Genomic DNA, 25,397 nt, shown 5'->3' with positions numbered 1-25,397 from the left:
GCGCCGGCGAAGCTGGCGCTGCGCGCCTACCCCTCCACCATCCTTCGGATGGTCCCCCTCCCCCCGCTGCGCGCGGGGAGGATTTGGGGCCGGCCGCATCCTCACATCCCCACGATATTGTTGAGGTTGATGATCGGCAGCAGGATCGCCAGCACCATCAGCAGCACCAGCCCGCCCATCATCAGCAGCACCAGCGGCTCGACCAGCGAGACGAGCAGCGCCGCCATCGCCTCCATCTCGCGCTCCAGCTCGGCGGCGGCGCGGGCGAGGGCGGGGCCGAGCTGGCCGCCATTCTCGCCGCTGGCGACGATCGCGACCAGCATCGGCGGGAAGATGCCCGATTCGCCCATCGCCGCCTGCAGGCTCGCCCCCTCGCGCACCCGCGTCGCGACGCCGATCGCCGCCTCGCGGACATGGCGGTTGGGGGTGACGGCGGCGGCGGCGTTGAGGGCGTCGACCAGCGGCACAGCGCTCTGGACGAGGGTGGCGAGGCTCGCCGCGAAGCGCGCGGCGTTGTACTGGCGGCTGAATCGCGCGACCGGCCAGGTCGTGGCGATCCGCCGGTCGAAGCGCAACCGGTTGGCCGGCACGCGCAGCCAGCGCCCGCCGATCAGGATCGCGGCGAGCAGCGCGATCGCCATCGCCAGCCCATATTTCTGCAAGCCGCCCGAGATCGCGATCAGCGCGCGGGTGAGGAAGGGCAGCTCCGCCCCGCGCGAGATGAAGACGCGGACGATGTCGGGCACGACATAGACCATCAGCAGCGCCATCATCCCGAACGAGACGACCGCGAGCAGCGCCGGATAGAGCAGGGCGAGTTGGATCTTCTGCTGGTTGCGCTGCCGGTTCTCGACGAAGTCGGCGAGATGGGCGAGCACCTGCGCCAGCCGCCCCGCCTGCTCGCCCGCCGCGACCGAGGCGGTGTAGAATTCCGGAAAGGTCGCCGGGTGCAGGCGCAGCGCGGCGGCGAAGCTGTAGCCGTCGAGGATCGCGCCGCGCACGTCGAGCAGCAGCGAGCGGAGCGCAGCGCCCTCGGCCTGCTCGGCGACGAGCTTGAGCGCCTGCTCGATATTGACCTCGCTCGTCACCAGCGTCGCGATCTGGCGGGTGACGGTGGCGAGCGCGCGGGCGCCGACCCTGCGGCGGAACAGCCGCGCGCCGATGCCGGGCGCGGCGCCGCCCGCCGTCGCCGCCTCGACCGCGGTCGGCAGCAGCTCGCGGTCGCGAAGCAGCTGGCGCGCGGCGGCGGGGCTCGACGCCTCGATCACCCCCTGCTTCGCGGCGCCCCGTATGTCGACCGCGCGATAGGCGAAGGCCGGCATCAGCCCTCGTCCTGGACGACGCGGGCGACTTCCTCGATCGTGGTGAGGCCGGCGCGCAGCTTGGCGATGCCGTCGTCGAGCAGGCTCGGCCCGGCCTTGCGCGCGGCGGCGGTCAGCTCCGCCTCCGACGCGCCGTCGTGGATCAGGCGGCGCAGCTCGTCGTCGGCGGCGACCACCTCGTACAACGCCATCCGGCCCTTATAGCCCTCGCCATGGCAATGTTCGCAGCCCTGCGCGCGCCAGATCTTCTTGCCGGGCTTGATCGCGCGGCCGAGCAGCGCCGAATCGGCCTCGGTCGCGCGGTCCTGCCAGCGGCAATGCTCGCACAGCCGCCGCACCAGCCGCTGGGCGATCAGCCCGACCACCATCGGCGCGAGCAGGTAGCGCTCCACCCCCATGTCGATCAGCCGGGTGATCGACCCGATCGCGCTGTTGGTGTGCAGCGTCGACAGCACGAAATGGCCGGTCATCGACGATCGCACCGCGACCTCGGCGGTCTCCTGGTCGCGAATCTCGCCGACCATGATCACGTCGGGGTCCTGGCGCAGGATGGCGCGCAGGCCACGCGCGAAGGTCATTCCCGTCCGGGCGTTGACCTGGGTCTGGGCGACCCCGGCCAGCTCATATTCGATCGGGTCCTCGACCGTCATGATGTTGCGCTTGCGGTCGTTCAAGTGGGTGAGCGCGGTGTAGAGCGTCGTCGTCTTGCCCGATCCGGTCGGGCCGGTGACGAGCAATATGCCGTGCGGCCGGTCGAGCAGGCCAAGGAAGACGTCGCGGTCGCGCTCCGACAGGCCGAGCGCGGCGGTGTCGAGCCCGGTCGAGCCGCGATCGAGCAGGCGCATCACCACCCGCTCGCCATGCTGGGTCGGGATGGTCGAGACGCGCACGTCGATGTCGTAGCCGCCGACCCGCAGGGTGACGCGGCCGTCCTGCGGCACCCGCTTCTCGGCGATGTCGAGCCGCGCCATCACCTTGATGCGGCTGACCAGCAGCGGCGCCAGCGCGCGCTTCGGTTCGACCACGTCGCGCAGCACGCCGTCGATGCGGAAGCGGACGATCAGCCTTTTCTCCTGCGTCTCGACATGGATGTCCGACGCGCCGTCGCGCACCGCCTGGAGCAGCAGCGCGTTGATCAGACGGATCACCGGGCTGTCGTCGCGGCTGTCGAGCAGGTCGTCGACCGCCGCCGCGCTGTCCGCCAGCGTCGCCAAGTCGTCGGTGCCGGCGAGGTCCATCGTCCCGCCCGCGCTGTCGCGATAGGCGGCGGCGACGGCGCTCTCGAACGCCTCCTCGGCCACCGGCTCGAAGGCGAGGCCGGCGCCGAAGCGGCGCTGCACCTCGAGCATCGCCTCGGGGCTGGCGCCGGCGCGGAACAGGCAGCGCGCGCCGCCGTCTCCCGCGGGCTGGACGAGGACGCCGTGGCGGCGGGCGAAGCCGTAGGGAAGCGCCTCGGTCATGCGCGCACCATCAGTTCGGCGGAGACGAAGCCGCTCGACGGGCGGCGATCGAGCCGCAGGCGGACCACCCGCAACCGGCTGGTCTGCTCGACCTCGGCGATCCAGCGGAGCAGCGATTCATAGGGCGCGTCGGCGACGGTCACGCGAATGCCCTCGCCGCCCTCATTGACCACCGGCACCATCCCGAAGCGCGCCGCGCTGGCCGACAGGATCGCGGCGGGACTGCCGCCGGCCTGCGGCTGGGCGGGCGCCTGGCCGAGCGGACCGGCGCTGCGCAGCCGCGCGCTCAGGCTTTCATAGGTGCGGATGTCGGACAGCGCCTGGGCGCGGGCGCGCTGGACCGGCAGGATCACCATCGCCACCAGGACGTAGAGCGCGACCATCGCGGCGAGCCCGCCGAGCAGCCATTGCTCGCGCCGGCTGCGCGCCTGCCACAGCCCGATCGCCTTCTGCCGCGCGGGCTCGAAGGTCGGGAAGAGGGCGGCGAAATCGAGCTGTTTCATGCGGCGAGCCCCCCGTCCGTCATCCCGGCGAAAGCCGGGATCTCACTGCCTTTCCCGCCGGCAGCGATGACCAGGAAGAAGGGAGATCCTGGCTTTCGCCAGGATGACGATCGATCGATCATGCCGCGCCTCCGACGACCAGGCTCGCCCCGTCGAAGCGGCCGGTGAGGCCCGCCGAGCGCAGCGCGTTGACGATATTGCCGCGCGCGGCGGGGTCGGCGAGCTCGACGTCGAGGCGCAGGCTGCGGCCCGCCTCGTCGAACTGCATCGACCGGATCGTCACCGCGCCGCCGAACGGCGCCAGCGCCGAGGAGGTGCGGCTGAGCAGCGGCAGCAGCGTTCCGGGCGGGGCGTTGCCGCCCGCCGGCAGCAGCTCGGCCGCGACCAGGGCAGCCTCGCGCGGGTCGGCGCCCGCATAGCGGCCGGGCGCGGCGGTGGCGAGAAGCTGGGCCAGCTCCGCCCCGCGCTTCGCCGCGACCGACCGGAGCGCGACGGTGTCGGCGGCGGCGATCGCGCCATGCGCGACCAGTCCGGCAACGGCGACGATCGCGACGCGGCGGCCGGTCCGCGACAGGCCCTGGCGCGGGCGCGCATAATCGCCCTGGCGCAGGTCGAGCGCGATCGGCAGCGCCTCCCCGCCCTCCTCGACCTCGTCGCAGGCCGGCTTGCCCGCCGCCGTCCACAGCGCGACGAACAGCGCCTCGCGCGCCGCGAAGCCGGCGCCGTCGGGGGTACGGACGAGGATGCGGCCGTCGGCCTCGCGCCGGACGTTCCAGCGGCCGGCCTCGGGCACCGGCAGCGCCAGCGCGTCGGGCATGATCGCGGCGTCGGCGATCCCGGCCTCCGCGACGTGCGCGACCCAGGTCGCCATCAGGTCGCGATCGACCGCTCCGGCGAGCCAGCCGCCGCCGGCCTGCTGCGCGCCGAGCGCGAGGTGCGGCACGTCGGGGCGGTCGGCGATGCGGTCCTCGATCGCGAAGGGCAGCGCCGCGAGCCGGCGCGCGTGCGACGGCAGCGGCAACGCGACCGACATCGTCAGGACATGTTCGCCCGGTACCAGCAGGACGGGCCGCGCGGCGACCCCGGCAACGGCCTTCACCACGCCCGCGTCGAGCCGCCAGACGCCCGCTTCCGCCCGGGGGCCGAGCATATTTTTTAGCCGCGCGGCGATCGGCGCTATGCTAGGCGACTGTAACATCAGTTTCATGGATATATCTCATAGCGCCGCCATGATCATAGTTTCGCAACATTTTCATGACGAGCCCGAACATGACGGCCGGCGCGCCCCTTCGGATCGCGAGGCCGGCCTGACCCTGATCGAGATGATCGTCGTGCTGGCGATCATCGCGCTGGTCGCGGCGCTGATCGTCCCCAACGTCATCGGCCGTCCCGATGAAGCGCGCGTGACGGTCGCCAAGACCGATCTGCGCACCATCTCCGCCGCGCTGAAGATGTACCGCCTCGACAATGGCGACTATCCGACCACCGAGCAGGGGCTGGCGGCGCTGTCGAGGAAGCCGGCCACCGCGCCCGAGCCGCGCAACTGGTCGGCCGAGGGCTATCTGGCGCAGGTGCCGGTCGACCCCTGGGGCCGCCCCTATGTCTATCGCAATCCCGGCAGCGGCGGCGCGGGCTTCGACCTGGTCAGCCTGGGCAAGGACGGCAAGCCCGGCGGCGAAGGGCTCGACGCCGACCTGAGCGACAAAGCGCCCTGATGCAGGCGCGGGGGGGCGAATCGGGGATGACCCTGGTCGAGATGCTCGCCGTGCTCGCGATCATCGCGGTCGCGGCGGGGGCGACCGTGCTCGGCATCGGCGCCGCCACCCGCGCGCCCGGCGTCGAGGCCGAGGCGCGCCGCCTCGCGACCCGGCTCCAGTCGGTCGCCGACGAGGCGATGGTGTCCGACCGCCCGGTCGCGCTGAGCTGGGACGAGAAGGGCTATGCCTTCACCGGCTGGGACGGGCGCGGCTGGCAGGAGGGCGCGGACGAGGCGCATGCCCGCCACCGCCTGCCCGCCGGCATCCGGCTCGACATGGGCCGCCGCACCCCGCCGCTGCTGCTCGGCGTCGACGGCGCCGGCGTCCCCGCGACGATCGGCCTGCGGTCCGGCAAGGACCGCTGGCTGGTCGTCTATGACGGGCTGTCGGCCAGCCCGATCCCGGTGCCGGCCGCATGACCCCGGCCACCCACGGCCGCCCCGGCGAGGCGGGCTTCTCGCTGATCGAGGCGCTGGTGGCGCTGCTCGTGCTCGCCATCGCCGCCGCCGGCCTGGTCCGCGCGGCCGAGGCGCATGTCGATTCGATCCGCGGCCTCGAACGCCGCGCCGCAGCCCAGCTCGTCGCGCAGAACCGGCTCGCCGAGCTGGCGGTGCCCGGCCTGCCCGCCGGCCCGGCACAGGTCGAGATGCTCGGCCAGCGCTGGGCCGTCGCGGTGCGCGAAAGCGCGACCGACGACCCCGACATGGCCAAGCTGAGCGTCGCCGTGGCGGACGCGCGCGACCCGGCATCGCCGCTCGTCACCCTCGACGGCTTCCGCGACAGAGGTACGACCACGGGGGGCACGACGACGCGATGACCCCGCGCCAGGCCTCCCGCGCCGCGGATATCTTCACCGGCCTCGTCGTCGCCTCGGTCGCGGTCGCGCTGGCCGGGCTGACCTGGCACCTGTTCGGCGCCGGCCCTGCCGATCCGCCCCCGGCCACGGGCGCCGCGCCTATGGCCGCGACCGACATCGCCCCGGCGCTGGCGCTCGCCCCCTTCGGGCGGCCCGACGCCTCCTCGGCCCAGCCGACCAGCCTCGCGCTCCAGCTGCGCGGCGTGATCCTCGCCGATCCTCCCTCCGCCTCGACCGCGCTGATCGCGCCGCCCGGCGGGCGTCCCGTCTCCTATGCGGTCGGCGCGTCGGTCGGCGGCGCGACGATCGAGGAGATCGCCTTCAACCGGGTGCTGCTGCGGAACAACGGGCGGCTCGAACGGCTCGACCTGCCGCGCCCGTCGCTGGGCGGCGAGGCCGCGTCGGCGACCACGCCGCCCCCGCCGCCGCCGCCCGGTGCGGTGCCCGCGACCGGCCCTTCGGACGGATCGGGGCCGCAGCCGATGCAGGCGATCACGCCGCCACCAGGCGCGCCCAACGGCGCGAGCGCCGCCTCGCTGCTCGACGGGCTTGGCGCGGCGCCGGTCGGCGGCGCCTATCGCATCGGCGCCGATCCCTCGCCCGCCGCGCGCAAGGCCGGGCTGCTGCCCGGCGACGTGATCGAGCGGATCAACGGCCTGCCCGCCACCGCCGTCACCGCCGACCGCCAGCTGATGGCCCAGGTCATGGCCGGCGGCCCCGCCCAGATCGACGTGCTGCGCGGCGGCAAGCGCGTCTCCTTCTCCTTCGCCCTCCGTTGAGGAAGCCCATCGTGTCCCTGTTCGCCCGCACCGCCCTCTCCGCCCTGGTCGCCGCCGCGATGGCCGGCACGCCGATCCTGGCACAGGGCGCGTCCCAGGCCGCCGACGTGGTCGTCAACATGCGCGCCGTCGACATCGCCGACGTCGCCGAGCAGATATCGCGCATCACCGGCCGCACCCTGATCCTCGACCCGGCGGTCAAGGGCACGGTCAACGTCACCTCGGCCGAGCCGCTGTCGGTCGACGGGGTGTGGGACCTGTTCCAGTCGGTGCTGCGCGTCCACGGCTTCGCGGCGGTCAAGTCGGGCCGGTCCTGGCGGATCATCCCGCAGGCCTCGGCGATCCGCGACGCGGGATCGGGCGGGCGGCTGTCGGGGCAGGACGTCACCACCCGCATGGTCCGGCTCCAGAATGTCTCGGGCGAGCAGGCGGCGCGCGTCTTCCGCCCGCTGGTCGCGCAGTTCGGCAGCATCGAGGCGATGGCCAGCCCCAACGCGATCATCGTCACCGACTATGCCGAGAATGTCCGCCGCATCGAATCGTTGGCCCGCGCGCTCGACAGCGGCGGCGGCGGCCGGTTCGACAGCATCACCCTGCGCTACGCCAACGCCAAGGACGTCGCCGCCGCGATCCAGGGGGTGATGGGCGACGGCACCGCGACCGGCGGCCCCCGCGTCGTCGCCGACGAGCGCAGCAACATCGTCCTCGTCCGCGGCGAGCCGGCGATGGTGTCCGAGGCCCGCCGCCTCGCCCACACCATCGACAAGCCCGGCGCGGGCGTGCCGATCACCCGGATGATCCGCCTCAACAATGGCGACGCCGAATCGGTGACCGAGGTGCTGCAAGGCGTGCTCGGCGAGCAGGGGACCGTCACCAACCCCGCCGCCCGCGCGGTCGCCGGCGGCCGGGCGCGGATCACCCGCCAGCAATCCAACGCCGGCGCCCAGGCGGCCGGCCTGTCGCTCGGTTCCACCCCGGCGACGCTCGGCGGCGGTCTGGCGGACGCGGCGTCGCCCGGCGCGGGCGGCAGCGGCGGCGACGCGACGCCGAAAGGCTTCTCGACCCCCGACCTCACCGTCCAGCCCGCGCCCGAGCTCAACGCGATCGTGCTGCGCGGCACCCCGGCGGCGATCGCCGAGGTCGAGCCGCTGATCGCCCAGCTCGACGTGCGCCGCCCGCAGGTGCTGATCGAGGCCGCGATCGTCGAGATCAGCGGCGACCAGGCCGAGCAGCTCGCCGTCCAGCTCGGCATCGGCGCGGCGGCGATCAACCGCGCCAGCGGCGGCGCGACCTCCTTCACCAGCCCCGGCCTGCCGCTCCAGTCGATCCTGACCGCGATCGGATCGCCGGCGGCGGGCGCGGTGCTGTCAAACGGCGGATCGGCCAATATCCGCTTCGGCGACAATTTCAGCATCCTGCTCCAGGCGATCGGCCAGTCGACCCGTTCCAACCTGCTGTCGACGCCGAGCCTGACGACGCTCGACAATGAGCCGGCCGAGATCGTCGTCGGCCAGAACGTGCCGTTCCGCACCGGCAGCTTCTCGACCGACGGCAACACGATCAACCCGTTCACGACGATCGAGCGGCAGGACGTCGGCCTGACCCTCCGCGTCGTGCCGCGCATCCACCAGGGCAATGTCGTCCGGCTGGAGGTCGCGCAGGAGGTGTCGTCGCTGACCAATGCCGTGACCGGCGCGGCCGACCTGATCACCAACCGCCGCAGCATCCAGACCTCGGTGCTCGCCGACGATGGCCAGACGATCGTGCTGGGCGGCCTGATCAGCGACGACCGCACCCAGACGCGCAGCCAGGTGCCGATCCTCGGCGACATCCCGATCGCGGGCGAGCTGTTCCGATCGCGCAAGGAAAGCCATGTGAAGCGAACGCTGTTCGTCTTCCTGAAGCCGACCATCCTGCGTGACCGCGAGGCCGCCAACAGCGTCACCCAGGCCAAATATGCCCGCACCCGCTATGACGAGGCGATGCTCGGCAAGGGCCCGCCGCTCCTCCTCGAACCGCCGGGCCGACGCCTGCCGGTCGAGATTTCCGGGGTCTATTGAGGGCCGGAACCGGGGAAATACACCGCCCCACCGTCGTCATTCCCGCGAAAGCGGGAATCCATGGACGGCGGCCCGCAGGAGCCGATGCGCTCCGTAACCGTGGATTCCCGCTTTCGCGGGAATGACGGGTGAGTTGTGATCGGGCCTACTGCCCCTCGTCCTCCCCGGTCGCCGCCTCCGGCTCGGCCGCCGGCAGGAAGGACCGTACCCGCCGGCGGCCCCTGCTGAACAGCGCCGCGTCGGGCGACAGGCTTTCGAGCCGCCAGCCGTCGAAGCTCTCGCCGGGCGACAGCACCTTGCTGGTGCCGTCGGCGGCGCGGACCATCGCGATCGCCTTGTCGGGCAGGCGGCCGGCGATGCCGATCAGCCTGGGCGCGTCCTCGGCGGCGGGAGCGTTGGCGGGGTCGAGCGGGTCGAGGAACAGGCGGCGCCCCGCCCCCTCCTCCGCCGCCGCGACCGGCACGGGCTGGACGGTGTCGCCGCGCGCGGGAATGTCGGGCAGCGGCGGCTGCGCGCGCCACAGCAGCGTCACGGGCGCGGCGAGCGCGACCAGCGCGGCGCCGGCGATCCAGAGCGATCCGGCGGGCGGGCGGCGCATCAGCGCGGCTCCCATACGGCCATCGCCCGGGCGTCGAGCCGGATCGCGGTCTCGGCGGGCCCGGTCCGTCCGATCCGCCAGCGCGCGAATCGGATCGCGGGACGCGCGGTCTCGATCGCGCGCGCGAAACCGAGCACGTCGGGCTCGGGCCCCGAGACGGTGACGTCGGCGGCGAGTTCGGCCGGCAGCGCCCGGTCGGCCGCCACCGGCGCAACCCGTTCGAGCAGCAGGCGCCGATCGGCCGCCGCGCCGCGAATCGCCGCGAGCAGCGCCGCCTCCGCCGCCCGCCGGTCCTCCTGCCCATGCGACGCCTCGACCGGGAGCAGCCGCCGCGTGGGCACCGCCCCGGCGCTGGCCCGCGCCTCGACCGTCCAGAGCCGCGCCCGCGCCGCGGCGAGCGCGTCGAGCCCCGCCCAGGCGAGCCCCGCCGCGAGCAGCAGGCCGAGGCCGGCGCCAAGACCGGTCGCCAGGGTCCACCGCATCGTCAGATCCGCCCCCGCAGCGTCACCCGCATCGTCCCGCCCTGGGTCATCGCCTGTCCCACCTCGCGCAGCGCGCCGAGCAGCGGGTCGGCGGCGAGCGCCGGGCGCAGCCGGTCGGGGTCGGGCGTCTCGATCTCGACGGTCAGTTCGCCGCCCTCGGCCAGCTCCATGCCGGCCAGTCCCGCCTCCTCGGGCAGGACGGCGCGCAGCCGATCGGCCAGCGCGCTGACCGGCGGCGCGGCCATCACCGCATCGATGCGGATGCGCGCCGTCTCGGTCGCCGCGCCGCGCGCATAGGCGGCAAGCGCGGGCGCCTCGCGCCGGGCGAGCCGCGCCGCCTGCCAGCGGTCGAACCCGGCAAGCCCCCAGGCCGCGACCGCCGTGGTCAGCGGAATGGTCGCGAGCGCGAGCAGCGCGATCGCGCGCGCCCGCCCCGCCGGAAGCCCGACGCCGGACGGCAGCGCCGGGCGCCAGCGCGGCAGGCGCCAGCCGCCCCGCGCGATGCGGTCGCCCAGCCGGTCGAGCAGGCTGGGGCCGATCGGCTCGACGCTGACCGGGTCGAGCCCCGCCGCTGCCAGCCGGGCGCGCGCCGCCGCCGCATCCTCGGCGCGGACGATGCGGATCTCGGACGCGCCGCTCCGCCGCAGCAGGACACAGCGATAACGGGTCAGGGGCGCGGCCGGCATGAGGGCGCGGGGGCTCCGGTCAGTCCTCGACGCCGTCGAGCGCGGCGGCCAGCTCGTCGAGCCAGACCGTCGCCGTCCCGTCCGAGGGCGCCCGCCAGTCGCCGCGCGGCGACAGCGCGGCGGCCGCCGACAGCTTCGGCCCGTTGGGGATGGCCGATCGCTTGAACTGGCTGATCGTGAAGAAGCGGAACAGGAATTTCTCGAGCCAGGACCGGATCGTCGCCAGGTCGTAGGCGTTGCGCAGATCGTCGGGGAAGCCCGCCGGCCACAGCCCGGCATCGGCATCCTTCCAGGCGTGCCAGGCGAGGAAGGCGACCTTCGACGGCTTCAGCCCCAGCCGTGCGACATGGTGGAGGAAGAAGTCGTTGAGCTCATAGGGCCCGACCTTCGATTCGGTGCTCTGGATCGCGCCCGAGGCGTCGGCGGGGACCAGCTCGGGCGAGATTTCGGTGCCGAGAATCGCGGTCAATATGTCGTCGGTCGCGGGATCGAACTGGCCGGTCCGCACGCACCAGCGGATCAGATATTGGATCAGCGTCTTGGGCACGCCGGCATTGACCGCATAATGGCTCATCTGGTCGCCGACGCCATAGGTGCACCAGCCCAGCGCCAGCTCGCTGAGGTCGCCGGTGCCGACGACGAAGCCGTCATGCTGGTTGGCGAGGCGGAACAGATAGTCTGTGCGCAGGCCGGCCTGCACATTTTCGAAGGTGACGTCGTAGACCGGCTCCCCTTGCGCGAAGGGATGGCCCATGTCGCCGAGCATCTGGCGCGCCGCCGGACGGATGTCGATCTCTTCGGCGGTGATGCCCAGCGCGCGCATCAGCGCCCAGGCATTGGCCTTGGTCGCGTCGCCGGTCGCGAAGCCGGGCATGGTGTAGCCGCGGATCGCGCTGCGCGGCAGGCCGAGCCGGTCGCAGCTCTTGGCCGCGACGATCAGCGCATGGGTCGAATCGAGCCCGCCCGACACGCCGATCACCATCGCCTTGCCGCGCGTCGAGGCGAAGCGCTTGACCAGCCCGTCGACCTGGATGTTGAACGCCTCGTAGCAGTCGGCGTCGAGCTCGCGGGGGTCGGCGGGGACGAAGGGGAAGCGCGCCACCGGCCGCCGCAGCCCGACGTCGGCGCGGTGCGGGCGATGCTCGAAGCCGATCGTGCGGAAGCGCGCCTCGGGATGGCCGTTCGCCGCCGCGCAGTCGTTGAACGTGCCCATCCGCATCCGTTCGAGCCGCAGCCGCGCGACGTCGACGTCGGCGGCGATCAGCTCCGGGTCCATGCCGAAGCGGGTCGATTCGGCGAGCATCTGCCCGAGCTCGTGGATCATCGCCTGCCCGTCCCAGGCGAGGTCGGTGGTGCTCTCGCCCGGTCCGCTCGCCGAATAGCAATAGGCCGCGATCGCGCGGGTCGACTGCGACGCGGCGAGCAGCGCCCGCTCGCGCGCCTTGCCGACGATGATGTTGGAGGCGGAGAGGTTGCACAGGATCAGCGCCCCCGCCATCGCCCCCGCCGTCGACGGCGGCAGCGGCGCCCAATAATCCTCGCAGATCTCGACATGGAAGCTGAAGTCGGCGAGGTCGGCGGCGGCGAAGACCAGGTCCGGCCCGAACGGCGCGTCCTGCCCGCACAGCCGCAGCGCGAGCCCCGTGAGGCCGGCGCCGGGCGCGAACCAGCGCTTCTCGTAATATTCGCGGTAATTGGGGAGGAAGCTCTTGGGCACGACGCCGAGGATGCGGCCGCGCGAGACCACCACCGCCGTGTTGTAGAGCCGCCCGTTGCGGCGGATCGGCGCGCCGACCAGCAGCACCGGGGCGAGGTCCGCGCTCGCCGCGACGATCCCCGCCAGCTCGGCCTCGACCCGGTCGAGCTGGGCGTCCTGCAGGTGCAGGTCGTCGATCGCGTAGGAGGACAGCGCCAGCTCGGGCAGGACGAGCAGGTCGACCCCCTCGGCATCGGCGCGCCGCGCCAGATCGAGGATGCCCGCCGCGTTCGCCGCGACATCGCCGACGCTCGCCACCGGCGTACCCGCGCCGACGCGCACGAAGCCGTGGCGGTGGATCGAACGGAAGGGGGCGGCAGCCGACATCAAAGGCCCTCGATCATCAAACGTCGCTTCGCCCATAGAGGAAGCGACGGCCGAGCGCCAATGCGGGAGAGTCGATCAATCTCACTCGTCACCCCTGCGGAGGCAGGGGTCCATGTCTCTCTTCACCCGAGACGGCATCCGAGAAGACAACAGACATGGATGCCTGCCTTCGCAGGCATGACGAGCATATTCATGACAGTTCGAGGGCGCGCCGTCACTCCGCCGCGTGGATGCGGTTGCGGCCGTCCTGCTTGGCCCGGTAGAGCGCGGCGTCGGCGCGCTTGAGGATCGAGCCCGGCGAATCCTGGAGATCGAGCGCGGCGAGCCCGCCCGAGAAGCTCAGCCGGCCGAGCGACTGGCCGGTGTGCGTCACCTTCAGCTCGCGCGCGGCGATCGCGGCGCGGATCTTGTCGAGGGTCGCCATCGCCCTGGCGGCGGCGCCGCGCTCGAACACCATCACGAATTCCTCGCCGCCATAGCGCGCGACGAACACGTCGCCGCTGGCGGCGCGGCCGAGCGAGGAGGCGACGAACTTGATCACCTCGTCGCCGATCTGGTGGCCATGGGTGTCGTTGAACTGCTTGAAATGGTCGATGTCGCAGATCGCCAGCGCGAGCGGCGTGGCGGCGCGGCGGGCATTCTCGAACGCGCCGCGCAGATGCTGGTCGAGCGCGCGGCGGTTGGGCAGGCCGGTGAGCGGATCGCTGTTCGCCTTGCGATGCGCCGCGGCGAGGTCCTTGCGCATCGCGCTCATCTGCTGCTCGGTGCGGCGCAGATCCTCCTCGGCCGCCTGCGCCTTGTCGATCATCGTCCGGGTCAGGCCGACCAGCTTCTTGACCGCGAGCGCGGGCGATCCGTCCGCCGCCAGCCCCTCGGCCTCGTGCGCCAGCGCCTCGCCATAGTCGCGCGCGTCCTCGCCCGAGCGGGCGAGGATCGTCGTCATCTGCTCGAGATAGCCCTGCGCCTCCAGCGCCATGCGCGACAGTTCGTCGGTCGACAGGCCGGGGTCCAGCCGGGTGGCGATCGTGCCGGCGACGGCATCGGTCAGCCCGCCGTCCTTGGCGATCGCGCGGTCGATCGTCGCGTTGAGCGCAGCGTCGCGGCCCGACAGATAGCGGTGGCACAATTCGAAATTCGCCGGGGACGGTTCCAGCCCGTGATCGAACAGAAGCTTGCCGATCATGTCGTACAGACGCCGCCATTCGGCGCGCGCAGCAGACTTCTCGGCTATTCTTTCTTCTTTCACCGCGACACCCCTGATCTCAGGGCCCGGAATAGCGCGAGATTCGATACATCCGGTTAATGACCCTCGTATTTTTACGAGGTTCAGCGCCGCCAGCGGCCGGTCTCCATCCAGGCGAGCAGCGGCTTGAGCGGCAGGATCCAGACGATGCCGGCGACGATGTAGACCGGCGCCTGGACCAGCGCCGGCAGCGTGCCGATCCAGGGGGAGGCCGTCGCGACGATCACCGCCCATACCGAAATGATGAGCAAGATCAGGAAGATGCCGGCGGGTTTCCGCCAGCTCGGTTGGTTCGTCACGCGCTGTTCCCTTCGATCACGCCCGCCTCGGTGACGACCGCGTCGAGCGGCACGTCCCACGGATCGCAGCCTATGGCGGGTCGCTGCTGGATCGACCAGCCCCAGCCGATCCTGCGCGCCCGCGGCAGCGCGGCGAAAGCGCGATCGTAGAAACCCGCGCCCTGCCCGATTCGGTTGAGCGCCGAATCGAAGCCGAGCAGCGGCGCGACGATCAGATCGGGATCGATCCCGGCCGATTCGGCGGCCGGCTGCGACAGCCCGCGCCAGCCGGTTTCGAGCGGATCGCCCGGCGTCCAGCGCAGGAAGCGCATCGGCGCGGACCGCGACTCGACATGGGGCAGCGCGACGGCGATTCCCCGCGCTGCCGTAGCGGCGATCGCCGCCGCGCATCCCATCTCGCTGCCCATCGCGACATAGAAGGCGATGCTGCGCGCGCCGCCGGCGACACGCATCAGATGATCGGCCGCCAGCGCCTCGAGCCGCGCACGCTCGCCCGGCGCGAGATCGAGCACGAAGGCATCGCGGACGGCGCGCAGCTCGGCGCGCAACGCCGGCTTGGACGGCTCAGCGGCCATCGGCGGCGCGGCGGGGAAAGGGGGAGGTGGCGGGACCGCCATGGTCGTTTGCTGGAATATCCTCTGACGCCATAAGCATCAGGTGGGGACCATGTGCACCGGACCAGGATCCGGGCAGGGACAGCCCCCTAGGAATGTGAATCGCCTCAGGGATGTTCGCTACAGCTCGTGCCGGGCAGTACCCGCCATGGACATATGTAGGTGCAAAGCAGGGCCGGCTCAAGGGAGCGGCGGCCTTGCGGCACCCGTCATGCTGAACTTGTTTCAGCATCCACCGGGAAACCCGCGCCGTGCTACCGAAGAGAAATGGACCGCCAACCCTGCGTCTACATCCTCGCGAGCGATCGCAACGGCACGATCTACATCGGGGTCACATCCGATCTTCCGAAGCGATTGTATCAGCATAGGAGCGGGACCCTCGATGGCTTCACGGCACGCTATGGCGTCGCGAAGCTGGTTCGCTACGAATTGTTCGAGGACATGTCGACCGCGATCGCGCGAGAAAAGCAGCTCAAGCGCTGGCATCGCTCGTGGAAGCTCAACCTGATCGAGCAGGATAATGCGGACTGGCACGATCTTTCGATCGGCCTGGGCTTCGAACCTCTCTGAACCGGCACCCGCCGGCCGGTGGATGCTGAAACAAGTTCAGCATGACGATCGAATTACTGTCCGTCCCGTTCCATCCGGTCGGCGAGTCGCTCGACGCGCTCGGCGATGCGCTCGATCGCGACCGCATAAGCGGGGTCGGGCTCGGCGGCAACGGTGGAGGGCGCCGGGTCCTTGCGCGCGACCGCGGCGGCGCCGCGCAGGTCGTTGAGCTCGTCGGCGAGCAGCAGCGCCGACAGCAGCAGGGTGCGCGCCTCGGTCATCTCGCCGAGCGCGCCGGTCAGCTCCTCGGCCTTGCTGCCGACCATGTGGACGAGCGCGCGGAGATGGTCCTCCTCGCCGTCGCGGCAGCTCAGGCGGTAGCGGCGACCCGCGACATCGACGTCGACGTCCGCCATCAGTTCGCTCCCAGCAGGCGGTCGATCCGCTCGATCGCCGATTCGGTCGCCTCGCGCAGCGTGCGATGCCGTTCGGCGAGGCGGAACAACGCCTCATTCTCGTCATGGCCGAAGGAGGGCGCGGCTTCGACCCCGGTTTCGAGCCGGGTAATCGCGCGTTCGAGGCGGCCTAGCGCCAGTATCAGGCGGTGATCGGTCATCGATTCGGAGGAATAGCAGCCTCGTGACAGCCCGCAAGCGCCCCGAACCACAGCCCCAATGGTTGACGATACCGCTCCGGCACGACAAAGGAGCCCGCGAACAGGGAATATGGCCTTGTTCGATCGATCCCGCCGGTCTGCAGAAGGTTTCCTATGACGATTGCATCGAGGCAGCTCGCCAATGCCATTCGCGCGCTTGCGATGGACGCAGTGCAGGCCGCCAATTCGGGCCACCCCGGCATGCCGATGGGCATGGCCGACGTCGCGACCGAGCTGTTCACGAAGCATCTGAAATATGATCCGGCCCAGCCCAGATGGGCGGACCGCGACCGCTTCGTCCTGTCGGCGGGCCACGGATCGATGCTGATCTACGCGCTGCTCCACCTGACCGGCTATGCGCGCCCGACGATCGAGGATATCCGCAACTTCCGCCAGCTCCACAGCCCGTGCGCCGGCCACCCCGAGAATTTCGAGCTGGCGGGCGTCGAGGCGACCACCGGCCCGCTCGGCTCGGGCCTCGCCACCGCGGTCGGCATGGCGATCGCCGAGCGGCATCTGAACGCGAGCTTCGGCACCGACCTGGTCGACCATCATACCTGGGTGATCGCCGGCGACGGCTGCCTGATGGAAGGCATCAACCATGAGGCGATCGGCCTGGCCGGCCATCTGAAGCTCGGCCGCCTGATCGTGCTGTGGGACGACAACAGGATCACCATCGACGGCGCGGTCTCGCTCAGCTCGTCGGAGGACGTGCTCGCCCGCTACGCCGCCACCGGCTGGCACACCGTGTCGTGCGACGGCCATGACCCGGACAGCATCAACAAGGCGCTGGAAGCGGCCAAGGCCGATCCGCGCCCGTCGATCGTCCAGTGCACCACCGTGATCGGCTATGGCGCGCCGAACAAGCAGGGCACCTCGGCCACCCACGGCGCGGCGCTTGGGCAAGACGAGGTCGCGGCGGCGCGCGGCTATCTCGGCTGGACCGCCGAGCCGTTCGTCATCCCCGAGGACATCAAGGCCGCCTGGGCCGAGGCCGGCCATCGCGGCACCGCGACGCGCAGCGCCTGGGAAGCGCGCCTCGTCGCCTCGAAGGACCGCGCCGAGTTCGAGCGCCGCATGGCGGGCGCGCTGCCGGCCGGCTTCTCGCTCGACGCCTATATCAAGGAACTCGCCGCCAACCCGCAGAAGGTGGCGACCCGCAAGGCGTCCGAGATGGCGCTGGGCCCGATCAACGAGCAGCTTCCCGAGACGGTCGGCGGCTCGGCCGACCTGACCGGATCGAACAACACCAAGACCAAGGGCCAGGCGCCGCTGACCGCCGAGGACTATGCGGGCCGCTATATCTATTACGGCATCCGCGAGTTCGGCATGGGCTGCGCGATGAACGGCCTCGCCCTGCACGGCGGCGTCATCCCCTATGGCGGCACCTTCATGGTCTTCTCCGACTATTGCCGCCCGGCGATCCGCCTGTCGGCGCTGCAGCAGCAGCGCGTCGTCTATGTCATGACGCATGATTCGATCGGCCTGGGCGAGGATGGCCCGACCCACCAGCCGGTCGAGCATCTGATGAGCCTGCGCGCGATGCCGAACCTCGACGTCTATCGCCCGTGCGACGCGATCGAGACCGCCGAATGCTGGCAGCTCGCGCTGGAGAAGGCCGACGGCCCGTCGCTGCTGGCGCTGTCGCGCGAGGGCCTGCCGCAGGTCCGCACCGACATCAGCGAGAATTTCTCGGCGAAGGGCGCCTATCGGCTGAAGGCGGCCGAGGCCGCGCGCAAGGTGGTGCTGATCGCCAGCGGCTCCGAGATCGAGATCGCGCTCGCCACCGCGAAGAAGCTCGAGGAGGCCGGCCATGGCGCCGATGTCGTCTCGATGCCGAGCTGGGAGCGCTTCGACGCGCAGCCCGAAAGCTATCGCGACGCGATCCTGCCCGAGGGCGCGCTGCTCGTCTCGATCGAGGCCGGCACGACGATGGGCTGGGAACGCTATGTCGGCCGCAAGGGCCTGCGCTTCGGCGTGGACGGCTTCGGCGCCTCGGCCCCGGTCAAGGCGCTCTACGATCATTTCGGCCTGACGGCCGACAAGCTCGCCCCGCGGATCATCGGGGCGCTCGCCAACTAAAAGGAGTATCGGCACATGGCTGTGAAGGTTGCGATCAACGGTTTCGGACGCATCGGGCGCAACGTCGCCCGCGCCATCCTCGAGCGCCCGGACTGCGGCCTTGAGCTGGTCTCGATCAACGACCTCGCCGACGCCAAGGCCAATGCCCGGCTGTTCAAGCGCGACAGCGTCCACGGCGCCTATCCGGGCAGCGTCGAGGTCGACGGCAACGACCTGATCATCGACGGCAAGCGCATCGCCGTCACCGCCGAGCGCGACCCGGCCAAGCTGCCGCACGCCGCGCAGGGCATCGACATCGCGCTCGAATGCACCGGCTTCTTCGCCAATCGCGACGGCGGCCAGAAGCATCTCGACGCCGGCGCCAAGCGCGTCCTGATCTCGGCCCCGGCCAAGGGCGTCGACCTGACCGTCGTCTATGGCGTCAACCATGACGCGCTGACCGCCGACCACAAGATCGTGTCGAACGCGTCGTGCACCACCAACTGCCTGGCGCCCTTCGCCAAGGTCCTGCACGAGGCGATCGGCATCGAGCGCGGCCTGATGACGACGATCCACGCCTATACCAACGACCAGCGGATCCTCGACCAGATCCACAGCGATCCGCGCCGCGCCCGCGCCGCCGCGATGTCGATGATCCCGACCACCACCGGCGCCGCGGTCGCGGTCGGCGAGGTGCTGCCGGCGCTCAAGGGCAAGCTCGACGGTTCGTCGATCCGCGTGCCGACCCCGAACGTCTCGGTCGTCGACCTGACCTTCACCCCGTCGCGCGAGACCACCAAGGAAGAGGTCAACGCGCTGCTCAAGGCCGCGTCGGAAGGCCCGCTGAAGGGCGTGCTCGGCTACACCGACGAGCCGTTGGTCTCGATCGACTTCAACCATGACGCGCATTCGTCGACCATCGACAGCCTCGAGACCGCCGTGCTCGAAGGCAAGCTGGTCCGCGTGCTGAGCTGGTACGACAATGAATGGGGCTTCTCGAACCGGATGGTCGACACCGCCGGGGCGATGGGCAAGCTCATCTGACGATGCCGGCCGCCCTCTTCTCCCACGTCGCCCCGGCGGAGGCCGGGGCCTCAGGAGATGAGGGCGCGCCCTGGCCTCCCGAGATCCCGGCCTCCGCCGGGATGACGGAATAACGGCAATGCCCGGCCGCCTCATCGGCATCGCCCGGAAGGACCATCCGCACGGTCCGATGGAGCTGCTCGACCGGGTGGCGATCGGGCTCGACACCGGGGTGCAGGGCGACCATCGCGGCGCCATCCGCCCCGGCAAGTCGAACCGGCGCCAGGTGACGATCCTGATGGCCGAGGACTGGACGGCGGCCATCGCGGATCTGGGCCGTCCCGTCTCATGGGAACAGCGCCGCGCCAACCTGCTGGTTGAAGGCGTCGTCCTGCCGCGCGAGGAGGGAGCGAGGCTCCGCATCGGCGGCGCGACGGTCGAGATCACGGGCGAATGCGACCCGTGCCGGCGGATGGACGCGGTGGCCGACGGGCTGCAGCTCGCGCTGCGGCCGGACTGGCGCGGCGGGCGCATCGCGCGGGTGATCGAGGGCGGCGCGATCGCGCTGGGCGACGAAGTGGAGGTTGAAGGATAAGCATGGCATTCAGGACGCTCGACGATATCGGCGATGTGCGCGGCAAGCGCGTCCTCGTCCGCGAGGACCTCAACGTTCCGATGGAAGGCGCCGCCGTCACCGACGACACCCGCCTGCGCTCCGCCGCCCCGACCGTCGCCGAACTGGCCGACAAGGGCGCGATCGTCCTGGTCCTCGCCCATTTCGGCCGCCCCAAGGGCGAGCGCAATCCCGAGATGAGCCTCGCGCTCGTCACCGCCGCCTTCCGCTCGGTGCTCGGCCGCGAGGTCCGCTTCATCGGCGACTGCTGCGGCGAGGAGGCCGAGGCCGCCGTCGCCCAGCTCCAGCCCGGCGACATCGCGCTGCTCGAGAACACCCGCTTCCACAAGGGCGAGGAGAAGAACGATCCCGCGCTCGCCGAGGCGATGGCGAAGCTCGGCGACCTCTACGTCAACGACGCCTTCTCGGCCGCGCACCGCGCCCATGCCTCGACCGAGGGTCTCGCCCGGCTGCTTCCCGCCTTCGCCGGCCGCTCAATGCAGGCCGAGCTGGAGGCGCTGGAAAAGGCGCTCGGCAAGCCCGAGCATCCGGTCGCGGCGGTGGTCGGCGGCGCCAAGGTCTCGACCAAGCTCGACGTGCTCAAGCATCTCGTCGCGCGGGTCGATCACCTGATCATCGGCGGCGGCATGGCCAACACCTTCCTCGCCGCGCGCGGCGTCGACGTCGCCAAGTCGCTGTGCGAGCACGACCTGAAGGACACCGCGCTCGCCATCCTCGACGCCGCCGACGCGGCCGACTGCATCGTCCACCTGCCCTATGACGTGGTGGTGGCGAAGGAATTCAAGCCCAACCCGCCGACCCGCACCGTCAACGTCCACGAGGTCGCCGCCGACGAGATGATCCTCGACGTCGGCCCCGCCGCGGTCGAGGCGCTGGGCGACGCGCTCAAGACCTGCCGGACGCTGGTGTGGAACGGGCCGCTCGGCGCGTTCGAGACCCCGCCCTTCGACACCGCGACGGTCGCGCTGGCGCGCACCGCGGCGGCGCTGACCAAGGGCGGCTCGCTCGTCTCGGTCGCGGGCGGTGGCGACACCGTCGCGGCGCTCAACCATGCCGGCGTCGCCGGGGACTTCAGCTTCGTGTCGACCGCCGGCGGCGCCTTCCTCGAATGGATGGAAGGGCGCGAGCTGCCCGGCGTGAAGGCGCTGGAAGCCTGAATTGATCACGATCCGGGACATCGACCATGTCGTGCTGCGCATCCGCGATCTCGATCGCGTCGCCGCCTTCTACATCGACGTCCTCGGCGCCCGCTGGGAGAAGCAGCAGGCGGCGATCGGCCTCTACCAGCTGCGCGTCGGCAACAGCCTGATCGACCTGGTGCCGGTCGACGGCGAGTTGGGCCGCGCCGGCGGCGCCGCGCCGGGCCGCGAGGGCCGCAACGTCGACCATGTCTGCTTCCGCGTCCTGCCCTGGGACGGCGAGGCGGTGCTCGCGCACCTCGCCGGCCATGGCATCCAGGGCGAGATCGTCTCGCGCTACGGCGCCGAGGGCGACGGCCCGTCCATCTATCTCTCCGATCCCGAGGGCAATTCCCTCGAGCTCAAGGGTCCGCCCTGGGCGCCCGTGCCGGGATCGGCCACCCCACGTCCATAGGAGACCAGACCAAATGATCGACCAGAACGCGGCCAGGAAAATCGCCGAAGGCAACGGCTTCATCGCGGCGCTCGACCAGAGCGGCGGATCGACCCCCAAGGCCCTCAAGGGCTATGGCGTCGAGGAAGGCGCCTGGGGCTCCGAGGAGGAGATGTTCGGCCTGATCCACGCGATGCGGACCCGCATCATCACTTCGCCCGTCTTCACCGGCGACAAGGTGATCGGCGCGATCCTGTTCGAGCGAACGATGGACGGCCAGGCCGGCGGCAAGCCGGTGCCGCAGGCGCTCAACGAGCGCGGCGTGGTGCCCTTCATCAAGATCGACAAGGGCCTGGAGGACGAGAAGAACGGCGTCCAGCTGATGAAGCCGATGCCCGAGCTCGACGCGCTGCTCGCCCGCGCCAAGGGGCTGGGCGTGTTCGGCACCAAGGAGCGTTCGGTGATCAACCTCGCCAACCGCGAGGGCATCGCCGCGATCGTCCAGCAGCAGTTCGCGGTCGGCAAGCAGGTGCTCGCCGCCGGGCTGATGCCGATCATCGAGCCGGAGGTGAACATCAAGAGCCCGGAGCGCGCCGAGGCCGACCAGATCCTGCTCGAGGAGCTGACCAAGGCGCTCGACGCGCTGACCGGCGACGACAAGGTGATGCTCAAGCTGTCGCTGCCGAAGCAGGCCGGCCTGTTCGATTCGCTGGTCGACCATCCGCGCGTGCTGCGCGTCGTCGCGCTGTCGGGCGGCTACAAGCGCCCCGAGGCCTGCGTCGAGCTGGCCAGGAACCGCGGCGTGATCGCCAGCTTCAGCCGCGCGCTGCTCGAAGACCTGCGCGCCCAGATGAGCGACGACGAGTTCAACGCCTCGCTCGGCTCGGCGATCGACGAGATCTACACCGCGTCGACCAGGAAGACCGCCTGATCCCATGGTTCGGGGGAGGGCCTCGGCCCTCCCCCTTCCCGTTCAATCGCCCTTGGCCTCCCGCTTCCCGCCGAAGCGCGCATAGAGCGTCGGCAGCACGAACAGCGTCAGCAAGGTCGCCGAGATCAGGCCGCCGATGACGACCGTGGCGAGCGGCTTCTGCACCTCGGCCCCCGCCCCGCTCGCGAAGGCCATCGGCACGAAGCCGAGGCTGGCGACCAGCGCGGTCATCACCACCGGGCGCAGCCGCTGGATCGCGCCGAGCCGCGCCGCCTCCGCCCGATCCACGCCCGACCGGACCAGCTCCTGGACCGAGCTGACCATCACCAGGCCGTTGAGCACCGCGATCCCCGACAAGGCGATGAAGCCGACCGCGGCCGAGACCGAGAAGTCCATGCCGCGCACCAGCAGCAGCAATACGCCGCCGACCAGCGCGAAGGGCACGCCGGTGAAGACGATCGCGGCGTCGCGCACCGATCCCAGCGCGCCGTAGAGCAGCAGCAGGATCAGGACGAAGCAGGCCGGGATCACCAGCCGCAGCCGCGCGGTGGCCGATTCGAGATTCTCGAACTGCCCGCCCCATTCGAGATAGGTGCCGGCGGGCAACCGGACCTGCTTGGCGATCGCCGTCTGGGCGTCGGCGACGACCCCGCCGACGTCGCGGCCGCGGACATTGGCCTGGACGACGACGCGGCGCTTGCCGTTCTCGCGGCCGATCTGGTTCGGCCCGTCGACGATGCGCAGCTCCGCCACGCTCGACAGCGGCACATAGCGACCGCCGGCGACGGGCACCTGCACCTGGCGGAGCAGGCCGAGATCGGCGCGCTGGGCGTCCGACAGCCGGACGACGACCGGAAAGCGCCGGTCGCCCTCGAAGATCATCCCCGAGGTCCGGCCGCCGATCGTGGCGGTGACGACGTCCTGGACGTCCTGCGCGGTCACCCCCAGCCGCGCCATCGCGTCGCGGTCCACTCGGATGTCGAGCATCGGCAGGCCGCTGGTCTGCTCGACCTTGACGTCGGCGGCGCCCTCGGTGCGGCGCAGGATGGCGGCGATCTGCTCCGCCGTCCGGTTCATCGCCGCGAAGTCGTCGCCGAAGACCTTGACCGCGACGTCGCCGCGCACCCCCGCGATCAGCTCGTTGAAGCGCATCTGGATCGGCTGGGTGATCTCATAGGCGTTGCCGGGGAAATGGGCGAGCTCGCCCTCCAGCCGCTCGACCAGTTCGGCCTTGGCCAGCCGGGGCTCGGGCCACTGGTCGCGCGGCTTGAGGATCACGAACATGTCGGTGGCGTTGGGCGGCATCGGATCAGAGGCCAGCTCGGCCGTGCCGGTCTTGGAGAAGACGAACTTCACCTCGGGCTGTCGCGACATCATCCGTTCGATCGGCACCTGCATCGCCTGGCTCTGCTCGACCGAGGTCGCGGGGATGCGCAGCGCCTGGATCATCAGGTCGCCCTCGTCGAGCTGCGGCAGGAACACCCGCCCCAGCGCGAGGAAGGCCAGCGCGGCGACGGCGAGGCTGGCGAGGCCCGCGCCGATCGTCAGCGACGGCCTGCGCATCGCCCGGTCGAGCCCGGGCTCGTAGCGCCGCTTGAGCCAGGCGACGACCCGGCCGTCCTTCTCCTCGACCCGCTTCGACAGCCAGACCGCGATCGCGGCAGGCACGAAGGTCAGCGACAGGACGAAGGCCGCCGCCAGCGCGATGATGACGGTGAGCGCCATCGGCACGAAGGTCTTGCCCTCGACCCCGCTCAGGGTGAGCAGCGGGACATAGACGAGGATGATGATCGCCTGGCCGTAGACCGACGGCCGGATCATCTCGCGCGCCGCGGCGGCGACCGTCGCCAGCCGCTCCGGCACGGTCAGCAGCCGGTCCTCGCGGTGCTGGCGCTCGGCCATCCGGCGCAGCGCGTTCTCGACGATGATCACCGCGCCGTCGACGATCAGGCCGAAGTCGAGCGCGCCGAGGCTCATCAGATTGGCCGAGACGCCGGCACGCAGCATCCCGAAGCCGGTCAACATCATCGTGATCGGGATCACCGCCGCCGCGATCAGCGCCGCGCGGACATTGCCAAGCAGCAGGAACAGCACGACGACGACCAGCAGCGCGCCCTCGCCGAGATTCCTCGCGACCGTCGCGATCGTCGCGTTGACCAGCGCGGTGCGGTCGAGCACCGGCTGGACGACGACGTCGGGCGGCAGCGAGGCGTTGATCGCCTTCAGCCGATCGGCGACCGCGGTCGCGACGGTCCGGCTGTTCTCGCCGATCCGCATGACCGCGGTGCCGACCACCACCTCGGTCCCGTTCTCGGACGCCGATCCCATGCGGATCGCCTGGCCGGTGCGGACGCTGGCGACCTGGTCGAGCGTGATCGGCACGCCCTCGCGCGTCGCCACCACGACGCGCGCCAGCTCGGCCGCGTTGCGGATCAGCGCATCGGAGCGGACCGCCAGCCCCTCGCCGTTGCGGTTGATGAAGCCGCCGCCGACGCTCGTGTTGTTGCGTTCGAGCGCAGTGCCGAGATCGGTAAGCGTCAGGCCGAGCGCCGCCAGCTTCTGGACGTCGGGGACGACCAGATATTGCTTGGTGTAGCCGCCGATCGCGTCGATGCCGGCGAGGCCGGGCGTGTTCTTGAGCAGCGGCGCGACGATCCAGTCCTGCGCGGTGCGCAGATAGGTCGCCTTGTCCGCCTCGCTGGTCAGCCGCTCGCCCTCGGGGGTGATGTAGCTGCCGTCGGGCTGCTGGCCCGGTTCGCCCGGACGATGGGTGTCCTCCTCGCGGTGCTGGAGCCGGACGGTCCACATATAGACCTCGCCCAGCCCGGTCGCGATCGGCCCCATTTCGGGATTGGCGCCCTCCGGCAGCGTCTCGGCCACGCCCTGCAGCCGCTCGCCGACCTGCTGGCGGGCGAAATAGATGTCGGTCGCGTCGGAGAAGACCGCCGTGACCTGGGCGAAGCCGTTGCGGCTGAGCGAGCGGGTGTGGTCGAGGCCGGGGATGCCGGCGAGCGCGGTCTCGATCGGGAAGGATATCTGCTTCTCGACCAGCTCGGGCGACAGCGCGGGCACGCGGACGTTGATCTGGACCTGGTTGTTGGTGATGTCGGGCACCGCGTCGATCGGCAGCCGATGGAGCGAGACCGCGCCGATGACGGCGGCGAGGGCGGTGAGCAGCAGGACGAGCCAGCGCTTCTCGACCGCCCAGGTGACGATGGGAGCGATCATGG

Annotated in this window: 26 protein-coding genes; 12 read left to right on the top strand and 14 right to left on the bottom strand. The window is 71.3% G+C overall.

The window, feature by feature from the left end; translation table 11 throughout:
• Window positions 1-101: 101 nt before the first annotated feature.
• The 4 genes from HRJ34_RS20350 to gspL form a co-directional block, all read right to left on the bottom strand.
• Window positions 102-1,322, bottom strand: a complete 1,221-nt coding sequence (locus HRJ34_RS20350; RefSeq protein ID WP_086400576.1) for a type II secretion system F family protein — start codon at window positions 1,320-1,322, stop codon at window positions 102-104.
• Window positions 1,322-2,782, bottom strand: a complete 1,461-nt coding sequence (gene gspE, locus HRJ34_RS20345) for a type II secretion system ATPase GspE (protein WP_208632240.1) — start codon at window positions 2,780-2,782, stop codon at window positions 1,322-1,324. The genes HRJ34_RS20350 and gspE overlap by 1 nt, the downstream gene beginning before the upstream one ends.
• Window positions 2,779-3,285, bottom strand: coding sequence for a type II secretion system protein M (locus tag HRJ34_RS20340; RefSeq protein ID WP_208632239.1), 507 nt, complete (start codon window positions 3,283-3,285; stop codon window positions 2,779-2,781). The genes gspE and HRJ34_RS20340 overlap by 4 nt, the downstream gene beginning before the upstream one ends.
• A gap of 118 nt (window positions 3,286-3,403) precedes the next feature.
• On the bottom strand, window positions 3,404-4,435 hold the full coding sequence (gene gspL, locus HRJ34_RS20335) for a type II secretion system protein GspL (protein ID WP_208632238.1): 1,032 nt from the start codon (window positions 4,433-4,435) through the stop codon (window positions 3,404-3,406).
• A gap of 79 nt (window positions 4,436-4,514) precedes the next feature.
• Here gspL and gspG point away from each other — a divergent pair, with 79 nt between their 5' ends.
• Genes gspG through gspD form a run of 5 tightly spaced genes read left to right on the top strand, consistent with a single transcriptional unit; the run spans window position 4,515 to window position 8,737 of the window.
• Window positions 4,515-5,000 (top strand): type II secretion system major pseudopilin GspG, encoded by a 486-nt coding sequence (gene gspG / locus HRJ34_RS20330; protein WP_029995614.1) that lies wholly within the window; start codon window positions 4,515-4,517, stop codon window positions 4,998-5,000.
• Complete coding sequence (locus HRJ34_RS20325; protein WP_208632237.1) at window positions 5,000-5,461, top strand: GspH/FimT family pseudopilin; 462 nt, start codon at window positions 5,000-5,002, stop codon at window positions 5,459-5,461. Before gspG ends, HRJ34_RS20325 begins: the two co-directional genes overlap by 1 nt.
• Window positions 5,458-5,859, top strand: a complete 402-nt coding sequence (gspI, locus tag HRJ34_RS20320) for a type II secretion system minor pseudopilin GspI (protein WP_208632236.1) — start codon at window positions 5,458-5,460, stop codon at window positions 5,857-5,859. The genes HRJ34_RS20325 and gspI overlap by 4 nt, the downstream gene beginning before the upstream one ends.
• Window positions 5,856-6,677, top strand: coding sequence for a type II secretion system protein N (locus HRJ34_RS20315; RefSeq protein ID WP_208632235.1), 822 nt, complete (start codon window positions 5,856-5,858; stop codon window positions 6,675-6,677). Before gspI ends, HRJ34_RS20315 begins: the two co-directional genes overlap by 4 nt.
• Before the next feature lie 11 nt (window positions 6,678-6,688).
• Complete coding sequence (gene gspD, locus HRJ34_RS20310; protein WP_012048802.1) at window positions 6,689-8,737, top strand: type II secretion system secretin GspD; 2,049 nt, start codon at window positions 6,689-6,691, stop codon at window positions 8,735-8,737.
• A 145-nt stretch (window positions 8,738-8,882) separates the two neighbouring features.
• Here gspD and HRJ34_RS20305 read toward each other — a convergent pair whose 3' ends face one another.
• The 7 genes from HRJ34_RS20305 to HRJ34_RS20275 all read right to left on the bottom strand — a co-directional run bounded on the left by HRJ34_RS20305 (window position 8,883) and on the right by HRJ34_RS20275 (window position 14,703).
• The gene (locus HRJ34_RS20305) at window positions 8,883-9,335 is read right to left on the bottom strand and encodes a hypothetical protein (RefSeq protein ID WP_226948867.1); all 453 of its coding nucleotides are present in this window, start codon (window positions 9,333-9,335) and stop codon (window positions 8,883-8,885) included.
• Window positions 9,335-9,817: a hypothetical protein gene (locus HRJ34_RS20300; protein ID WP_012048804.1), complete on the bottom strand. Its 483-nt coding sequence runs from the start codon at window positions 9,815-9,817 to the stop codon at window positions 9,335-9,337. Before HRJ34_RS20300 ends, HRJ34_RS20305 begins: the two co-directional genes overlap by 1 nt.
• Before the next feature lie 2 nt (window positions 9,818-9,819).
• Window positions 9,820-10,503, bottom strand: coding sequence for a hypothetical protein (locus HRJ34_RS20295; RefSeq protein ID WP_208632233.1), 684 nt, complete (start codon window positions 10,501-10,503; stop codon window positions 9,820-9,822).
• Between the two features lie 19 nt (window positions 10,504-10,522).
• The gene (locus tag HRJ34_RS20290) at window positions 10,523-12,586 is read right to left on the bottom strand and encodes an NAD(+) synthase (RefSeq protein ID WP_208632232.1); all 2,064 of its coding nucleotides are present in this window, start codon (window positions 12,584-12,586) and stop codon (window positions 10,523-10,525) included.
• Between the two features lie 214 nt (window positions 12,587-12,800).
• Window positions 12,801-13,769, bottom strand: coding sequence for a GGDEF domain-containing protein (locus tag HRJ34_RS20285; RefSeq protein WP_226948866.1), 969 nt, complete (start codon window positions 13,767-13,769; stop codon window positions 12,801-12,803).
• 143 nt (window positions 13,770-13,912) lie between these two features.
• Window positions 13,913-14,128 (bottom strand): DUF2842 domain-containing protein, encoded by a 216-nt coding sequence (locus HRJ34_RS20280; protein WP_012048808.1) that lies wholly within the window; start codon window positions 14,126-14,128, stop codon window positions 13,913-13,915.
• A complete protein-coding gene (locus HRJ34_RS20275; protein WP_029995523.1) occupies window positions 14,125-14,703 on the bottom strand; it encodes a 5-formyltetrahydrofolate cyclo-ligase in 579 nt (192 codons plus the stop codon). Before HRJ34_RS20275 ends, HRJ34_RS20280 begins: the two co-directional genes overlap by 4 nt.
• Window positions 14,704-15,009: 306 nt before the next feature.
• Here HRJ34_RS20275 and HRJ34_RS20270 point away from each other — a divergent pair, with 306 nt between their 5' ends.
• Window positions 15,010-15,312 (top strand): GIY-YIG nuclease family protein, encoded by a 303-nt coding sequence (locus tag HRJ34_RS20270; protein ID WP_012048810.1) that lies wholly within the window; start codon window positions 15,010-15,012, stop codon window positions 15,310-15,312.
• Between the two features lie 53 nt (window positions 15,313-15,365).
• On the opposite strand, the gene HRJ34_RS20265 is transcribed toward HRJ34_RS20270, so the two are convergent.
• Both HRJ34_RS20265 and HRJ34_RS20260 read right to left on the bottom strand, forming a co-directional pair.
• Complete coding sequence (locus tag HRJ34_RS20265) at window positions 15,366-15,707, bottom strand: cell division protein ZapA (RefSeq protein WP_012048811.1); 342 nt, start codon at window positions 15,705-15,707, stop codon at window positions 15,366-15,368.
• Window positions 15,707-15,907, bottom strand: coding sequence for a hypothetical protein (locus HRJ34_RS20260; protein ID WP_016746335.1), 201 nt, complete (start codon window positions 15,905-15,907; stop codon window positions 15,707-15,709). Before HRJ34_RS20260 ends, HRJ34_RS20265 begins: the two co-directional genes overlap by 1 nt.
• Before the next feature lie 153 nt (window positions 15,908-16,060).
• On the opposite strand from HRJ34_RS20260, the gene tkt reads away from it, so the two are divergent.
• From tkt to HRJ34_RS20230, 6 genes are all read left to right on the top strand, one after another.
• A complete protein-coding gene (gene tkt, locus HRJ34_RS20255) occupies window positions 16,061-18,028 on the top strand; it encodes a transketolase (RefSeq protein ID WP_208632230.1) in 1,968 nt (655 codons plus the stop codon).
• Between the two features lie 15 nt (window positions 18,029-18,043).
• Window positions 18,044-19,051 carry a type I glyceraldehyde-3-phosphate dehydrogenase gene (gene gap / locus HRJ34_RS20250; protein WP_012048813.1) on the top strand — a complete coding sequence of 336 codons (1,008 nt, stop codon included), beginning with the start codon at window positions 18,044-18,046 and terminating at the stop codon, window positions 19,049-19,051.
• Window positions 19,052-19,169: 118 nt separating this feature from the next.
• A complete protein-coding gene (locus HRJ34_RS20245) occupies window positions 19,170-19,625 on the top strand; it encodes an MOSC domain-containing protein (RefSeq protein WP_208632229.1) in 456 nt (151 codons plus the stop codon).
• A gap of 2 nt (window positions 19,626-19,627) precedes the next feature.
• Window positions 19,628-20,821: a phosphoglycerate kinase gene (locus HRJ34_RS20240; RefSeq protein WP_208632228.1), complete on the top strand. Its 1,194-nt coding sequence runs from the start codon at window positions 19,628-19,630 to the stop codon at window positions 20,819-20,821.
• A gap of 1 nt (window position 20,822) precedes the next feature.
• The gene (locus HRJ34_RS20235) at window positions 20,823-21,257 is read left to right on the top strand and encodes a VOC family protein (protein ID WP_012048816.1); all 435 of its coding nucleotides are present in this window, start codon (window positions 20,823-20,825) and stop codon (window positions 21,255-21,257) included.
• Window positions 21,258-21,270: 13 nt separating this feature from the next.
• Entirely contained in the window at window positions 21,271-22,167 is an 897-nt protein-coding gene (locus HRJ34_RS20230; RefSeq protein WP_208632227.1) for a fructose bisphosphate aldolase, read from the top strand.
• 42 nt (window positions 22,168-22,209) lie between these two features.
• Here the strand turns inward: HRJ34_RS20230 and HRJ34_RS20225 are convergent, their stop codons facing one another.
• Window positions 22,210-25,395: an efflux RND transporter permease subunit gene (locus tag HRJ34_RS20225; protein ID WP_208632226.1), complete on the bottom strand. Its 3,186-nt coding sequence runs from the start codon at window positions 25,393-25,395 to the stop codon at window positions 22,210-22,212.
• Window positions 25,396-25,397: the final 2 nt, after the last annotated feature.

This window comes from Rhizorhabdus wittichii (assembly GCF_017607425.1).
In the GTDB taxonomy this organism is placed as follows: domain Bacteria; phylum Pseudomonadota; class Alphaproteobacteria; order Sphingomonadales; family Sphingomonadaceae; genus Rhizorhabdus; species Rhizorhabdus wittichii.
Note: the sequence above shows the minus strand (reverse complement) of the source record. Positions and strands in the feature narration are given on the sequence as shown.

What these genes read in the sequence shown, in the direction of transcription:
- HRJ34_RS20245 (WP_208632229.1), top strand. Translation starts at nt 19,170, where the DNA reads ATGCCCGGCCGCCTCATCGGCATCGCCCGGAAGGACCATCCGCACGGT.
- HRJ34_RS20230 (WP_208632227.1), top strand. Translation starts at nt 21,271, where the DNA reads ATGATCGACCAGAACGCGGCCAGGAAAATCGCCGAAGGCAACGGCTTC.
- tkt (WP_208632230.1), top strand. Translation starts at nt 16,061, where the DNA reads ATGACGATTGCATCGAGGCAGCTCGCCAATGCCATTCGCGCGCTTGCG.
- HRJ34_RS20340 (WP_208632239.1), bottom strand. Translation starts at nt 3,285, where the DNA reads ATGAAACAGCTCGATTTCGCCGCCCTCTTCCCGACCTTCGAGCCCGCG.
- HRJ34_RS20295 (WP_208632233.1), bottom strand. Translation starts at nt 10,503, where the DNA reads ATGCCGGCCGCGCCCCTGACCCGTTATCGCTGTGTCCTGCTGCGGCGG.
- gspI (WP_208632236.1), top strand. Translation starts at nt 5,458, where the DNA reads ATGACCCCGGCCACCCACGGCCGCCCCGGCGAGGCGGGCTTCTCGCTG.
- HRJ34_RS20325 (WP_208632237.1), top strand. Translation starts at nt 5,000, where the DNA reads ATGCAGGCGCGGGGGGGCGAATCGGGGATGACCCTGGTCGAGATGCTC.
- gspE (WP_208632240.1), bottom strand. Translation starts at nt 2,782, where the DNA reads ATGACCGAGGCGCTTCCCTACGGCTTCGCCCGCCGCCACGGCGTCCTC.
- HRJ34_RS20300 (WP_012048804.1), bottom strand. Translation starts at nt 9,817, where the DNA reads ATGCGGTGGACCCTGGCGACCGGTCTTGGCGCCGGCCTCGGCCTGCTG.
- HRJ34_RS20260 (WP_016746335.1), bottom strand. Translation starts at nt 15,907, where the DNA reads ATGACCGATCACCGCCTGATACTGGCGCTAGGCCGCCTCGAACGCGCG.
- gspG (WP_029995614.1), top strand. Translation starts at nt 4,515, where the DNA reads ATGATCATAGTTTCGCAACATTTTCATGACGAGCCCGAACATGACGGC.
- HRJ34_RS20350 (WP_086400576.1), bottom strand. Translation starts at nt 1,322, where the DNA reads ATGCCGGCCTTCGCCTATCGCGCGGTCGACATACGGGGCGCCGCGAAG.
- HRJ34_RS20240 (WP_208632228.1), top strand. Translation starts at nt 19,628, where the DNA reads ATGGCATTCAGGACGCTCGACGATATCGGCGATGTGCGCGGCAAGCGC.
- HRJ34_RS20290 (WP_208632232.1), bottom strand. Translation starts at nt 12,586, where the DNA reads ATGTCGGCTGCCGCCCCCTTCCGTTCGATCCACCGCCACGGCTTCGTG.
- HRJ34_RS20305 (WP_226948867.1), bottom strand. Translation starts at nt 9,335, where the DNA reads ATGCGCCGCCCGCCCGCCGGATCGCTCTGGATCGCCGGCGCCGCGCTG.
- HRJ34_RS20265 (WP_012048811.1), bottom strand. Translation starts at nt 15,707, where the DNA reads ATGGCGGACGTCGACGTCGATGTCGCGGGTCGCCGCTACCGCCTGAGC.
- gspL (WP_208632238.1), bottom strand. Translation starts at nt 4,435, where the DNA reads ATGCTCGGCCCCCGGGCGGAAGCGGGCGTCTGGCGGCTCGACGCGGGC.
- HRJ34_RS20285 (WP_226948866.1), bottom strand. Translation starts at nt 13,769, where the DNA reads ATGATCGGCAAGCTTCTGTTCGATCACGGGCTGGAACCGTCCCCGGCG.
- gap (WP_012048813.1), top strand. Translation starts at nt 18,044, where the DNA reads ATGGCTGTGAAGGTTGCGATCAACGGTTTCGGACGCATCGGGCGCAAC.
- HRJ34_RS20270 (WP_012048810.1), top strand. Translation starts at nt 15,010, where the DNA reads ATGGACCGCCAACCCTGCGTCTACATCCTCGCGAGCGATCGCAACGGC.
- HRJ34_RS20225 (WP_208632226.1), bottom strand. Translation starts at nt 25,395, where the DNA reads ATGATCGCTCCCATCGTCACCTGGGCGGTCGAGAAGCGCTGGCTCGTC.
- HRJ34_RS20275 (WP_029995523.1), bottom strand. Translation starts at nt 14,703, where the DNA reads ATGGCCGCTGAGCCGTCCAAGCCGGCGTTGCGCGCCGAGCTGCGCGCC.
- HRJ34_RS20315 (WP_208632235.1), top strand. Translation starts at nt 5,856, where the DNA reads ATGACCCCGCGCCAGGCCTCCCGCGCCGCGGATATCTTCACCGGCCTC.